The 14,569-nt window shown below is 63.5% G+C and carries 8 protein-coding genes; 2 read left to right on the top strand and 6 right to left on the bottom strand.

Annotation, left to right across the window (positions count from 1 at the left end; translation table 11 throughout):
- Nucleotides 1-270: 270 nt before the first annotated feature.
- Entirely contained in the window at nt 271-1,764 is a 1,494-nt protein-coding gene (locus tag NKG99_RS28770; RefSeq protein WP_352872516.1) for a coiled-coil domain-containing protein, read from the top strand.
- Nucleotides 1,765-1,880: 116 nt separating this feature from the next.
- Here the strand turns inward: NKG99_RS28770 and NKG99_RS28765 are convergent, their stop codons facing one another.
- Genes NKG99_RS28765 through NKG99_RS28750 form a run of 4 tightly spaced genes read right to left on the bottom strand, consistent with a single transcriptional unit; the run spans nt 1,881 to nt 6,985 of the window.
- Nucleotides 1,881-3,665: an ABC transporter ATP-binding protein gene (locus NKG99_RS28765; protein WP_352872515.1), complete on the bottom strand. Its 1,785-nt coding sequence runs from the start codon at nt 3,663-3,665 to the stop codon at nt 1,881-1,883.
- 9 nt (nt 3,666-3,674) lie between these two features.
- The gene (locus NKG99_RS28760; protein ID WP_352872514.1) at nt 3,675-4,709 is read right to left on the bottom strand and encodes a glycosyltransferase family 2 protein; all 1,035 of its coding nucleotides are present in this window, start codon (nt 4,707-4,709) and stop codon (nt 3,675-3,677) included.
- Nucleotides 4,710-4,712: 3 nt separating this feature from the next.
- Complete coding sequence (locus NKG99_RS28755; RefSeq protein ID WP_352872513.1) at nt 4,713-5,819, bottom strand: glycosyltransferase family 2 protein; 1,107 nt, start codon at nt 5,817-5,819, stop codon at nt 4,713-4,715.
- The gene (locus tag NKG99_RS28750; protein WP_352872511.1) at nt 5,816-6,985 is read right to left on the bottom strand and encodes an acyltransferase family protein; all 1,170 of its coding nucleotides are present in this window, start codon (nt 6,983-6,985) and stop codon (nt 5,816-5,818) included. The genes NKG99_RS28755 and NKG99_RS28750 overlap by 4 nt, the downstream gene beginning before the upstream one ends.
- 568 nt (nt 6,986-7,553) lie before the next feature.
- On the opposite strand from NKG99_RS28750, the gene NKG99_RS28745 reads away from it, so the two are divergent.
- Entirely contained in the window at nt 7,554-8,435 is an 882-nt protein-coding gene (locus NKG99_RS28745) for an EamA family transporter (protein WP_352872510.1), read from the top strand.
- A gap of 100 nt (nt 8,436-8,535) precedes the next feature.
- Here NKG99_RS28745 and NKG99_RS28740 read toward each other — a convergent pair whose 3' ends face one another.
- Nucleotides 8,536-13,152, bottom strand: coding sequence for an autotransporter outer membrane beta-barrel domain-containing protein (locus NKG99_RS28740; RefSeq protein WP_352872509.1), 4,617 nt, complete (start codon nt 13,150-13,152; stop codon nt 8,536-8,538).
- Nucleotides 13,153-13,369: 217 nt separating this feature from the next.
- Nucleotides 13,370-14,317 carry an AraC family transcriptional regulator gene (locus NKG99_RS28735; RefSeq protein WP_352872508.1) on the bottom strand — a complete coding sequence of 316 codons (948 nt, stop codon included), beginning with the start codon at nt 14,315-14,317 and terminating at the stop codon, nt 13,370-13,372.
- Nucleotides 14,318-14,569 lie beyond the last annotated feature (252 nt).

Raw genomic sequence — 14,569 nt, 5'->3', positions numbered from 1 at the left:
CCATAAGAGAGCGCTATCCGCCGGCGAGCAGGGCGCGTCTTCACACTCCCCCTTGGGGGGAGGGTCGCTGCGAAGCAGCGGGGTGGGGGTTAGCGCGGCGCTGCAGGCTTTTCCGCGGCCGCGGCAGGGCTCCTGGCAGCATCCCCACCCCAAATGTCCCAAATTAACTTCGTGCCAACGGGGGGCTTCCCCTACGCAATCGGCGGATGTAAGGATATATTAGCAATTCGTTAAGTTTCCAGTCGAGGTGTGCGTAAGGGGAGTTCGGTCATGAACTTCAGAGGCCTGATCAAGCGTGCTGAAGAGGTAGATAAAGCAGTTCAGGACCTGCAGGTCGAATTGGCCGATCAGGACCTGCAGATCGAATTGGCGGACGCGCTGGATGCAAGTCTGGACGCCGAAGACCTGGCTTCGCCAAAGAGCGATGATGTCCCCGATCCCGCCGCGGGTACCGACGACCCGCCACCCGAGGCCAATGCGGCCAATGGGGATAGTGCGAAGAACGCGGACAGTGCGGATACGGACAGTTCCGAAAGCGCGCCACGACTGACGCCCCATACCCAGACCCGACTGGCCGCATTGAGTGCCTTTGAAGGGCTCTTCCATGACGCCAGGGATTATCTGGAGGAGATCAACGACAGACTGTCGGAGATCGGGACCTCACACCATCTGACGCGCGAATTCCTCAACATCCTCCACAACGACATTCTTCGCGCCAACGAGCTGGAGCTTACAAATGCCGGCCTGGCCGCTGAACAAAAAACGCTGGCGGAAAAGCTGCACGACGCGGTGAGAAAGCTGCGCGAGCGTGAAGGCGCTTTCGAAGTGCTGCAACAGCGCGAGACAAGCCTGGTTCAAGACAGGGAGGCGCTTCGCGCGGCGCTTGCCGCGACAAGGCTGGAACTTGTGGAGACAGCCAATGCGAACGCAAAACGCGAGGCGGAGTTCGGCGACATCGCCAAGCGGCTGACCGGCAGAACGGTCGAGGCCAACAGGCGCTTGCGCGAGAGCAAGATGCTGCGGGAAAAGCATGTCAACCTGTCGATCGAGCTCGACAAGGCGCTGAAGCGGGAATCCCAGGCGCGCCACAGGCTCGACGAGCTCTCGACGATCCATGCCAGCGAAGCAGCGCGGCTTGCGGAACTGCTGGCCGCGCTCGGCAAGAGCGAGAAGGAGGAAATGCGGCTCCAGAAGGCGCTTGAGGCCGCACAGGCGAAGCTGTCGGAAACAACCGAAGCGGCCCGCATGATGGAAGGCGACAGGGAAGCCGAGCTGGCTCGCGGTCAGGCGGAAATACGCGGGTTGGGTTCGGAGATCCAGAATTTGCAGTCGCGACTAGAGCAAGCCTCGAGCGAGAACAGCGAGGCCGCCAGCGAGATCGCCAGGCTCAAGAGTGAATTGAACGACACCCTTGCCGAAAAGAAAATCGCCGACGAAAGATTGTCCGCTCTCAGCCATGAGAACGAAAACGACAGGATGAATCTTTCGAAAGTGAACGCCAATCTTTCGCAGCTTGCGCTGCAACAGGCATCGGAACAGATACAGTTCGACGTCCAGAGGCAGGAGTGCGAGGACCTCAAAGCCGAAATCGTGTCACTCAATGCCCGGATCAAGGAGTTGCTGCCCTACGAGCGGCTCCACAAGGCCACCAGCGGTAGACAGCGCGAGGGCGGCGGCGTGGTCGAGATCGCCGGAGTGATGGCGGAGAAAGCACGTACAACGGGCAGGCGGCGCATCCGCAGGAACCTCCGCGCCACGACATAGCTCAATTCGTCATTCCAGCGTCTCCGCGACGTCGCTTCGCTCCCGCTCCGCCGGGCCGGCACCTCACCCGGAGAGTAAACCAATGGGGCGCCGGGCAATCGCGGCCCGGACCCTTGTCAGTCGAGCGGCTCGTGCTGGTAAAGCTCGTCCATTGTGAGCGATGCCAGGGCGCCGAAAGGCGCCTGCTTCTTCACCCGGCCGCCGCTGAGGATAACCACGTCGTCGCAGAACGAGATGGTGCTGTGATGGTGGCTGATGACGATGGTCGTGCGGCGGCCGGCTCTCGACTTCAGGGTCTCGACGATGGCCGCTTCCGACAGTCCGTCCACCGCATTGGTGGCTTCGTCCAGGATGAGGAGATCGGGATCGCGCACCAGGGCCCTGGCCAATGCGATCCGCTGCCTCTGTCCCGCCGACAAATTGACACCCCTGTAGCCAACCAGTGTCTCGTAACCCTGAGGCAGCCGTTCGATGAATTCATGCGCTTCGGCCAGTCTCGCGGCGCCCTCGGCGTCGCTGGCCGTGGCCGCATCCTGCCCGTAGGTTATGTTTTCAAAAATGGTGCCATCGACCAGTTCCAGCTCCTGGCTGGCCAGTGCGATGTGCCGGCGCCACTGGCTGGCATCGATCCGGTCGAGGGGTGATCCATCGATTAGGATCCTGCCGGTGTCCGGTTCCACGAAGCGGCACAACAGATTGACGATCGTCGTCTTGCCGGCGCCCGAGCGGCCGATCAGCGCCGTCGAGCGGCCGCTGCCGATTTCGAACGTCGCCGAATGCAGCACCACTTCACGCCGGTCCGTGCCGGAATAGGTGAACGTCACATCATCGAACTTGATGCCCTGGCGCAGACCGTGGAACGGCCCGTCGCCTCGCGGCGGTTGCGGCTTGCCTGTGGGATCCAGCATCCATGTCACCTCTTCGAGCGATCCGCTCAGGCCTTGCAACTGGCTCCACGACCCTTGCAGGGCCCGCATATGCGGCTGCAGCCTGTAGAGCAGTATGACGAACGCGATGATCAGCGGAAAACTCACTTGCGCCAGCCAGGCGCCGATCACCACCGCCAGGAACAGCATGGCGTGGAGAACCTCCGTCAGCGGCGGCAACGCTCCCTGGCGCACAAGCAGGGCGAAAGAGGCGCGGCGAACCGCATCGGACGCCGTATCGAATATCGCCTTCTCCCGGCTCTCCTGTCCGAAGATGCGGATCAGGCGTCCGGCATGAACCAGATGGAGCATCTGCGAGGCGAGGTGGCTGTTGCGCGAAGCGACGCTGCGGCTGGGCTCTTTGAGATTGGCCGAGAGGATGGCGTGCGCGATCTGGACGAGCGCCAGTCCGAGCGTGACCAAAAGCGTCATGCGCCAGGAAAGCAGCAGCAGGAAAGCCAGCAGGATGATGGCGGCCGATGCGCTGACGATGGCCGACAGCATGATCTGGATCGCATCGGACGCCCGCCAGGATTCGTTGGAGATGATGTTGAGCAGCCGTCCGGGACTCTGCCGCAGGAAGAACGGGTAGCCGACCCGCAAGAGCTGCTCCGACAAGGCGCCGCGGATCGAATGACTTGCCTTGCCTGAGATGAAGGTCGTCAGCAGCGTGTTGGCGAAGGCGAAAACGTTCTTCAGGACGATCGAGCCGAGGATGGCTATCGAAATGGCGACAAGCCGGTCGCGCTCGCTCAAGCCCGATCCGACGTGCTGGAGGACAGCGGAGAAACCGGCCATTCCCGCCGCATCCCCGTGTCCCATGATGATGCCCAGCAACGGGATGATCAGGCCGATGCCGAACCCTTCGAGGACGGCGCTGACCAGACCGAGAGCCACCACGGCCGGAAGCAGGCGCAGTTGCCGCTTTCCGAACGCCCGGAACAGCATCGGCAGGCTTGGCGGTAGCAATGGCATTATAGCGTTTCACCTCGCCTGGGCGTTGGCTTGCTGATCTTGCCGCAGCGGCTCGGCCCGCGGCCTTCTCGCCAGCAGGAGAATCGCGAATTTGGCCGCCCCGAGCAAATTCATGACGACGATCGGCCAGTGCGGCAGGTTGAGTTCATGATCGAACGCAGGCCCACCCGCCAATTCCCGGAAAGCCCCTCTTACGGCCCAGTAGAAATGGCGAAGCAGCCAGGGCGCATGGCGAACATGTTTCAGGCAGAGCCCGCCATTGCCCAGGCTGTAGTCGCGGTGAAGCTTTTCGATGGATCCGCGATCCCGTCGGCCGTGATGATGGAGCACCGTCATGTCCGGGACATACTCGACCGCGAAGCCAAGCAACACCGCCCGCACGAGGTAATCGGTGTCCTCGGCCGAGCGCAATGGTCCGCCGGCGCCGAAGCGTTCGTCGAAATAACCGATGCGGGCCGCGACATCGCGGTGCATCGTCATGTTGCAGCCCACCACAAAGCCGCCGGGATGAACATCTGGTGTCAGCCGCTCGCGCACCCGCGACCGCTTGATGGTGAACGGCAAATCCCTGGGATCGCCAAGCTCGACACGGCCTCCCCGGATGAGCCATCGTTCCCCGGACGCATAATGTCGCTCCAGATCGCGCAAATAGTCGCGATGGACCGTGCAATCATCATCGACGAAGACCAGCACATGGCCGCGCGCGCGCCTCAGCCCGGCGTTGCGGGCAGCCGCCAATCCCGGGCGCGGCTCGCAAATGGCCGTGAATGGAATGTCCGACAGTTCGGCGATGCTGGCCAGGCGTTCGGCCGTGCGGTCGCTGGATCCGTTGTCGACGACCACGAGTTCGGCCGCGAAGCCGGCATGTTCACGGCACGCGGCCTGCACCGACTTGATGCAGGCCTCCAGCACGGCGACACGGTTGCGCGTACAGATGATGAAGCTGACTTCCGGCGCCGAGCGTTCCGGGCGGGGCCCCGCCGGAGCAAGGCCAAGCGCCGTCGAACGATCGCGCTGCAGGGGTTCGTGGGCTTTGACGATCATCCCTCAGCCCGCCTGATAAGGTGCCAGAACCGCCGCGGCGGGTGCGGATTTGAAGAAGTATGCCATGGCGTCCGCTTGCCTGCTGGCCGACAGCGAGGCGAGGCTGAGCCATGGCGCCCAGGCGCCGGGCCGCAGCGCATATTGCTCGCGGCGCCGGATGACGTTCCACTTCGCGGTCCGCGTCAGCAATTCATGCGTCAGCGGCGGCTGCCTTTCATCGGCTACGAGCTGGTAGAGAAAATAGAACAGGTTGAGCGCGCCAGCCTCGAAGCTTGGCCGCGTCGCGGCGGGCAGGGAGCAAATCTCCTCCTCCAGCTGGACGATGAAGTTGGCCGCACGGGTCACCGTGTCGCGGGTGACGGCATCGCCAATGTCGCGCAGGTCCCGCGTGGCTTCCGCCAGGCCCTGGCGCTCGAGGTTCTCGGCCACGATCCGCAAATGCGTCCTGCGCATCTCGTTGATGTGCCGGCTGGTCACGCTTTCCTGATGGACGCGGTAGATGAGCAGGTTCTCGGGCATCATGGCCGCCGGGTAACGGCCGGCCAGCCGCCTGAAAAGATCGAAATCCTCGGCGTGCCTGTAGGTCTGGTCGTAGTGGAGAACGCCGTCGTTGACGATCTTCCTGTTGTAGACCACCGTCGGGTGCATGAAGATCGTGAAGAACATCGCCAATATAGGGATGCGGCCGAACCGGAACACCGGATCGGGCTTGCCCGTGGCGATGCGGCCGCGGATCAACATATCGACGCCGGCGCCGCAGAAGCCGAGTTCGGGCCGCCGCTCAAACAGCGCCACCTGGCGCGACAAGCGCCAGGGATAGGCGACGTCGTCGGCGTCCATCCGCGCGACCAACTCGCCCCGGGCGACCGCCAGCCCTTCGTTGAGCGTCGCGACGAGGCCACGGTTTTCGCGCGAGATGATCGAGATGCGGCTGTCGGCCTCCCGGTATCGCTCGAGGATCTCGAGCGAATTGTCGGTCGACCCGTCATCGATCGCGATGATTTCCAAGCGGCCATAATCCTGCCGCAGGATGCTTCCCAGTGCGGCAGCGAGATAGGGCCCCGCATTGTAGACCGGCAGCAGAACGGAGACGAGCGGCGCCGCGGTCATCGTGTCACATCCGTTCGCTGGAGGTCGAGCGATGGCGTGCGGCCATCGGGCGATCCGCTGGGCGCCCTCGCCAGCCAACCGCCATGGCCGGCCTGCGCGGCACGGGCCCGCGCGACATAGGGGAAGTGGCGCTTCAGGCTGTTGAGCGGCCTTTCGAAGACCACCCAGGAAATCGAGGCCACGACGATCGTGGCGGCGCTTGCAACCAGGAACCGCCCTGGCCCTTGCTCCGAGACATCGAGCGGAATCCAGGGCTGCGACTTGACGGCGAGCGACAGCAATATCGGATGATAGAGATAAACGCCGTAGCTGATGCGGCCAAGCGCAAGCAGCGGCGGCAGGTCAAGAAGCTTGCCGATTGCGCCGCCAAGGCCGCTCGAACAAGCGGCAACGATGGCCATCAGCGGCACCAGGGGCAGGACTTCCCGCAGCAGCCAGCGGGCCCATTCCAGCATCGGATCGGCGGGCGCCGGGACAAACCACTCGATCATCAGGAATGCGGCCGCGAAGGCAGGCCAGCCCAGCCGCACCCATTGCGGCAGGGCCGCGCCCCTGGACCGCCAGCAGGCAAGCAGTGCACCCGACGCCAGCGCATCCATGGATGCCGGCGGCAGCAGGTCGCGCGCCAGCGCCGGGGTGGCGGTGACCGGCCAATAGAAGCGATAGGCCAGCGACAGCGCGATGACGCCGATGCAGATCGCTTCGAAGCGGCGGCGTGGGGCCAAAAGGACGACCAGCGGCCAGGCAAGATAGAACTGCTCCTCGATGCTCAGGCTCCAGGAATGGCCCAGCACCCAAGGGTTCCAGTCATTGTGCAGCGCATACCAGAAATTCGACAGATAAAGCGCATGCCAGACCAGCGACCCCCTGGACTGGTCCAGGTCGACCAGCCAGACGAAACCCAGGACGGCAAAATAGGGCGGGAATATCCGCAGCGCCCGCCTGATGTAGAAGGATCGCAGCGCAGGGCCGGTCTCGAACTCGGCGGCCGAACGCGCTTCCAGGAGCAGGCGCGTGATCAGGAAGCCGCTCAGCACGAAGAACAGCCGCACGCCGATATGACCCCAGAAGGAAGATCCCCCCGCCGCGAAGAAATGGGAGTACATCACCATCGTCACGGCGACGGCCCTCAGTGCATCCAGTTGGATGTCGCGGGCGTTTCCCATCAGCGGCTTCCGCCGGCGCGATGTCCGCGATGAAGCTGTCTGCTGGTCGGCTTGAGCGGCAGCGTGCCGGCGTCGCCAATCCCGGGCTTTGCAAGTCCGGCCCGGCCGGGCTCGACGTACAGACAACTCAAGTTGGCCAAGCTGGCGGTTCCTCCACGGCCTATGTCCAGTCGCGAAAAGTCCCCCGGGAAATGGATCGGCTATGGCATTGTGCAGCGCAACACAAAAAATTTACCCATCTGAAATACTCCGGTGAGCAGGGCACTAAATTATCGACAAAACGGCCAGATTTCCGCCTTTTGGCGGCTTTCTGCGGAATTCAGCCTTGTTTGCGCGCTGCAGCATAGTTGCCGTTTTCATCGGTGCCTGTACGGCCCGACCGCCGGATTTCAGCGACGATGGCTCGCCTGCCCGTGTAATGACGGACGGGGCATAACGGGCCGGGCCGAACGATCCGCTGTCCTGCCCCATCAGGACGCCGGCGCTGCCTCACGACAGGCGGGCCGGTTCCCCGTATTTCCTGTTCCGCTAGGCGAGTTTGCGCCGGGCGGCAGGGAGGACGAACCAAATGACATCGACGTCAATTGCTCGTCGCGAAGCGGCGCCCTTGCCTGTCGCGGCGCTGATGGGCGCCATGGTGTCGATCCAGATCGGCGCCACCTTCGCCAAGGGTCTGTTCCCGCTGATCGGCGCGCAAGGCACGACGACGCTGCGGCTCGTCGTCGGCGCGCTGATGCTGATCGCGGTGCTGCGGCCCTGGCAGGTGCGACCGTCGCGCGCCACCATGCCGTGGCTGGTCGCCTATGGGGTGACGCTGTGCGCGCTCAACCTCCTGTTCTACGCCGCACTTGCCACCATTCCGCTCGGCATCGCGGTGGCGCTGGAGTTTTCCGGTCCGCTTCTGGTGGCGACCTTGACCTCGCGGCGCGCCAGCGACTTTGCCTGGATCGCGCTGGCGGTGGCCGGCATCGTGCTGTTGTCGCCTTTCGTCCGTTCGCTCCAGCCGCTCGATCCGACCGGGGTGATGCTGGCGCTGGCGGCCGGCGGCTTCTGGGCGCTCTACATCGTGCTGGCCCAGAAGGCCGGCGCGGAACTGGGTTCGCGCACCACCGCGTATGGGATGGCCATCGCTGCCGTTCTGGTGCTGCCTTTCGGCGTGGCGCAAGCAGGGACCGCGCTGCTGGCGCCGTCGATCCTGGTCAGTGCCTTGCTCGTCGGCCTGTTTTCGAGCGCGCTGCCGTTCTGGCTGGAGATGGTGGCGCTGACCCGGATGCCGGCCCGCATCTACGGCACGCTGACCTGCCTGGAGCCGGGGCTGGGCGCGCTGGCCGGCTTCCTGTTCCTGCACGAGAGCCTGACCACCACGCAATGCGCCGGGATCGCCGCGGTCATTGCCGCCGCCTTCGGCGCAGCGCTGACATCGCGGCCGCCGGTGCCGTCGCCGGAGTAGGGCGGACGCGGGATCATGCCGCAAGCCGATTCCGCCGCCCTTCCTGATCAGCATTCGAGCGTTGCCTCTATCCGGTCAGCGCTCTTCGCTGTTGTTGGCGTCAGAACCTCAAGCTAAGATCGACCTTCGCACCCTGGTCGACCGCGCCGCCACCGAATTGCCCGGAATAGGACAGGCCGAGCGTGGCGTTGGGAGCGAGACGCAGGTCGACACCGGCCTCCACAAGGGCGGCATCCTTGGCGATCGGCACGCCGGCGATGGTGAAGAGATCGCCAGCGACGAAGGCAAAGGTCGAGCTTGGCGTGACATCACCAAAGGCGTGACGCCAGCCGAGCATGCCGCGTGCGGTGGCGTTCATGCCGCCAAGCGCAAGATCGGTGGAGCCGCGCAAGCCCAGCGTGGTGAAGGTGGCGTCGGTGGTCGAGCCGGCACTGGTCAGCGCCGCCGCGCCGCCCGTTTCGGTGAAGCCATCGGTGTGCACGCTGACATAGGCGAGATTGGCGAATGGCTCGAGCTTGAAGCGCCCGGCATCGGCCTTGTAGGCGAGTTCGCCAAAGACCTGCGCGGTGCCGGCGTCGTAGTCGGCCGACAGCGCGTCCGTGAAACCGTTGAAAGCGACGGCGCGTTTTGTCGAGAGGCTGCTCCAGCTGTAGGCGGCACCGGTGCGGAAGGCGATCGCGCCCCAATTGGTGCCGCCGTAGAGACCGAGATGGTAGCTGTCGCTCTTGCCCGATGAATTGCGATCATCGGCGTCAAAACTCGAATGGCTGTAGCCGCCGAGCAGACCGACGCGCCAGCCGCCGACCAACGTATCGGCGCCGGCCAACAGGCCGCCGGTCGAGCGGTCGAAGGCGGCGGCGTTGCCGTCGGAGTCCGTATTGCCCCAGGAACCAAAAGCCTGGCCCCAGATGGCGAAACGATCGGTGTCGGCGGCGACCATTTCTGGTCCACCTTCGCCATAGGCCATGACCGGCAATGCGGCCGCGCCAGCATCGCCGAAGGCGGCGCTGATGCGGTTGCTGGCGGCGTCGCGGACGAAGCGACTGTCCTCGACCAGCATGCCCTTGGCCGAGGCATGGATTTCGCCCGAGAGCTGGTCGAAGGCGTCCTGAGCAGCCGCCTCCGTGGGCAGTTGCATGATGGCGTCATAGAGCGCATTGCCGCTGCCCAGGCCTTCAGCGCCGCCGCCTGTGGCGATCTGGTTGGGCGTCAGCCCGACCGAGGCGAAGGTCTTTTGGACGACATCGAGATAGACGTGATTGGCGTCGTAGCTGTCGACCAGGCCGAGGAAAGCCGCCCCAGTGTCGCCGGTAACCGTGTAGGTCCCGGTGACGCCGCTATCGGCTTGCAACACGGTATAGTGCGTGCCCGCCACATAAGGCGCGCCGTCGAGTTTGACCACGTCGATCAGCGCGCCGCTGTCGATCGTTGCTGCACCCGTCGCATGCAGGAAATCGGAGGTACCGGTCGAGGTGAGTTCGATCTGGTAGATCGAGCCCGCTGCATGGTCGATGTCGCCGGCGACGTTGAGCGTGCCGATCGAATTGCCCGGCGCGATGATGCCGCCCGCTTGCGCCACGATGCCGCCCACCGTGCCGTTGCCGCCCAGCGTGCCGCCCGAGACCGTCACTAGCGAATTGGCCAGCGAGCCGTTCACGGCCAGCCGTCCGCCGCTCACGTTGGTGGCGCCGGTGAAGCCGCTCGAATCGGCGGTCAGGTTGGTATTGCCGGCGATCTGGTTGATCGTGCCCAGTCCGCCGATGATGGCGCCGAAGGCGTAGTTTGCGCCGGTATGATTGAAATTGAGCGCGCCGGTGCCGGCGCCGAACTGCAACGCGGCGGGATCGAAGATGCCGGCGCCCGTCGCCGCGGAGCCTGCCGCGCCGCCGATGTTGAGGTTGCCGGTCGAGCCTGCCTGACTGGCGATCACGGTAAGGCCGTCCACAATAGCGGTGCCGCCGTTGGAGAGCGTCACCGAAGCCGTACCATCAAAACCGATCAGCAGGTCGCCATGCATCTCCCACAGCGAATCCGTGCCGTCGACCGTTGCCTGGCCGGTGGCATCCGCACCGATCGCCATGTAGGCAAAGCCGCCGGAGGCTACGCCGCCATTGGTGACGGTAAGAGTGCCGCTTCCTTGATCGCCAAGGTACAGGCCGTTCTTGTTGGTCCATTTCGAACCCGCGCCGTCGACGGTAACCGCACCAATGGCTGTCGTTGCCCCGCCGACAACGACCGCATCGGCATCTGCTGAACCGCCGTTGGTGATGGAAAGTGTCGCGTGACCGCCGGCGCCCACGGCAAGAACGTCATCGGTGCTCCAGGAGGATCCCGGCCCGTCCACCGTCGCGGTCGCCGTTGCGGTATCGACTTCGCCGAGGCTCGCGGCTTGGTTGGTGAGCTTGCCGCCGTTCAGGATGTTCAGTGCACCGGTGCCCTGGTAGCCGACGAACAGGTCGTCACTCCTGACCGCGCCGCCGTTGGTGATCGACAGGGTGCCCGTGCCCTGAACGCCGACGAGCAGCTCCGCGCTGTTGGTCCAGGCCGAATTGTCGACTATGGCCTCGCCGATTGAGCCCGAGACCGCGCCGATATAGCCGATATTATTGCTGACCGCGCCGCCGTTGGTGATCGCTAGCGTGCCCGTGCCTTTATAACCTACGAAGAGGTTGGAGCTGTTGGTCCAGGTCGAGCCGGCACCGTCGACGAACACCGTGCTGGTGGAACCAGCAGCGTAGGCCATGTAACCCTCGACATTGCTGACCGTGCCGCCGTTCGAGATCGTCAGATTGCCGTTGCCATTGTTGCCGACTGTGAGATCGCCGCTGTTGGTCCAGGTCGAGCTACTATCGACGACTACCTTGCTGGTGGAGCCAGCACCATAGGCCACATGACCGTCGGCATTGCTGACCGCGCCGCCGTTCGAGATCGTCAGCGTGCCCGTGCCGGAGTTGCCGACATAGAGATTCCCGCTGTTCGTCCACTTCGATACCGCACCGTCGACCGCCACCATGCCGGTCGAGCCCGCCGAGTGGCCAACATAGCCCGAGGCATTGCTGACTGCGCCGTCGTTGGTGATCGCAAGGGTGCCCGTGCCCAAATCGCCGATAGCCAGGTTGGAGCTGTTGGTCCAGGTCGAGCCGGCACCGTCGACTGACACCATGCCGGTCGAGCCCGCCTTCGCGCCAATAGCCGCCCAGCTATTGCTGACAGTGCCGCCGTGGGTGATCGCCAGGGTGCCGGTGCCGAAATCGCCGACAAGCAGGTTGGAGCTGTTGGTCCAGGTCGAGCCGCCATCGACGAACACCTTGCCGGTCGAGCCCGCAGATTTGCCAACATAACCCGTGACATTGCTGACGGCGCCGCCTTTGGTGATCCTTAGAGTGCCGGTGCCGTTGTCGCCGACGGTGAGATTGCCGCTGTTTGTCCAGGTCGAGCCTGTGCCGTCGACGAACACCTTGCCGGTCGAGCCGGCTTCGTAGCCAACGTAGCCCCAGCTATTTTTGACCTTGCCGCCGTTCGAGACCGTCAGAGTGCCCGTGCCGAAACCGCCGACGAACAGGTCAGAGCTGTTGGTCCAAGCCGAATTATCGACCGTCACCGTGCCGATCGAGCCCGAGAATGTGCCGACAAGGCCCGAGGCATTTTTGACCGTGCCGCCGTTCGAGATCGTAAGCGTGCCCGTGCCCTGATCGCCGACAAAGAGGTTGGAACTGTTTGTCCAGGTCGAGCCGGCGCCGTCCACGAACACGTTGCCGGTCGAGCCGGCCGAACTGCCAACATGGGCCCAGCTATTGCCGACTGCGCCGCCATTGGTGATCGCCAGAGATCCGGTACCGTAGCCGCCGACAATCAGTGGCCCGCTGTTGGTCCAGGTCGAGCTCGCGCCGTCGACCGTCACCGTGCCGGTCGAGCCCGCCGATTTGCCAACATAACCCGCGACATTGCTGACCGCGCCGCCTTTGGTGATCGCCAGAGTGCCGGTGCCGTTGTCGCCGACAGTCAATCCCCCGCTGTTGGTCCAGGTCGAGCCCGCGCCATCGACCGTCGCCGTGCCGGTCGAGCCTCCGTTGTAGCCCAAATATGCGTCGGCGCTTGTTACTTTGCCGCCCGCGGTGATGATCATCGTGCCGGCGCCAGAATTGCCTACATAGAGATTCGAGCTGTTGTTCCAGGAGCCGGCACCGGTGACGTTGACCATACCATTGGAACCCGACGCATAACCGAGGTAGCCACCGGTGTTGCTGACCGTGCCGGCGTTCGAGACCGTCAGCGTCCCAGTGCCCCCATATCCAATTGCAAGGTTGGCGAAAGTGCTCCACGAGGAGCCGGCGCCCGTAACCGTTGCCGATGCATTGGCGGTTGCTGAATATGCCAATGTACCGTCTTGACTGGTGAGAGTGCCGGCATTCGAAATGGTGAGATCACCGGTTGAAGAAAAGCCATCTGCTATGGTGAGACCCGCGGCAAAAGCATTTCCGGCGTTGATGACGGTCGGGTTTGTGGTGGTTGTGTTGATAGTGACATTATCGGCCGCTGTCGGCACCGACACAGGGCTCCAGTTTCCGGCGGTAAACCAGTTCGTGGAAACAGTGCCGGTCCAGGTCTCGGCCGCTTTGGCGGCGATTGGCTGGCCAAGACCGACCAGCGCCGTTGACGTCAGCGCCAGATACTTCAACGCCTTCGCCTTGCGGCTTCCAAATGTGTTCCGCAGCATTCAATCCCCTGACATGACAGTCGTTTCACCCTGAGGCTGACATGTCATTGGAGCCCAGCTGTTGTCTTGGGCAGGACCGCACTGGAATTGGACTGGAGTGAGGTGCCGTACTTTTTCCGTGCACTGTGGCAGTTTGGCGCCATCGATCGCCGCGGATCTCGGCTTTCGACGAGAGGGAATCGGAAATCAAGTGTCCAGCTTCCGGGTATCCGGATTACTATCTGGCGCCCGTTGGCGTGTAGCCGAATCGGCGGCGAAAGCAGCGGTTGAAATACGACACATCGCTGAAGCCACTGATCATGGCAATTTCGCTGACGCGCATCTCGCCATTCTGTCTCTGCGAGAGCATCCTGTGGGCCGTCTGCAGGCGCAGTTCGAGAACGCGCTCGGAAAAGCTGATGCCCGTCTCCTGCAGGAGATCGTGAACATAGCGCGCCGACAGGCCGAGTTCCTGCGCGACGCCTTGCGCCGAGATGCCGGGGTTGGCGAAATTATCGGCGATCTTCGCCAGCACCGCCTGCAGCCTGGCCGCTGGCAACCCGCGTAAGCCGGCCAGTTCGGCAGGCTCGCCTTTGGCGCCTGTCACCAGGCCGATCAAATCGACGATCGTTTCCGTCGCGTGCGCTATCAGATCGGGCGAGACGAGAGGGCGGCCGGTTTCAAGAAGTTGACAATAACGCTTGAGAAAATCGAGAGCTTCGTTCTCGGCGCCGATCTTCAACGCCAGCCTGTCATCGATCCGCGGGAAGGCCTGTGCGAGGACAGCACGGGGGACCACCACGTTTGTCCACACATTGCTGTCGGCGCCGGCCATTTTCAGCGCTTCCGATGCCGTGACCAGCACCGCTTCTTCCTGCCCGACACTATAGTCGCGGCCGACCTGCGCGCCGGTCAACGGCGTGTCGGATTTGTTTATCAGCAGGAGATAACCATCGTTGCCGTCATCAGCGATATTGCTTGCCTTCCTCGTTGCATGCTTGATTGTTCCGGACATCTGGCCAAGAACCAGCGATCCGACAGCCGTGGCTTCGATCGCAGCTTCGAAAGGCAGCTTTTCCGATATGCCGTATTCGACCGACCATATCTCCGCGACGTGGATGTCTTGCCAGAGGGAAAATCGATCGCGATCACTGAGATGCGAGGGCAGTTGAGCCGATGAAAACACCGTTTTTCGTGGCAATGGTGTACCCATATACATTCGCGTTCTCTAATATAGCGAGCGCGATGCTTTCCATTTCAAGAATAACCAGAGACAATAGCCGCCTAGTGTCATCTGATCGAATTTACATCCTTAATCGGGTTGAACCACGCGTGGCGTCACCCAAAAGTATGACTTCGCGAAATCCTCCGAAGCGAGATCGGGGCGTGCAGGAGGCTTGGTGCAGAGGCTTAGCGGCGAAGTACTTTCCTCGATTGT

It is taken from the genome of Mesorhizobium sp. M1409, assembly GCF_040317535.1.
Taxonomy (GTDB): domain Bacteria; phylum Pseudomonadota; class Alphaproteobacteria; order Rhizobiales; family Rhizobiaceae; genus Mesorhizobium.
This window is presented reverse-complemented; position numbering and strand designations above follow the sequence as displayed.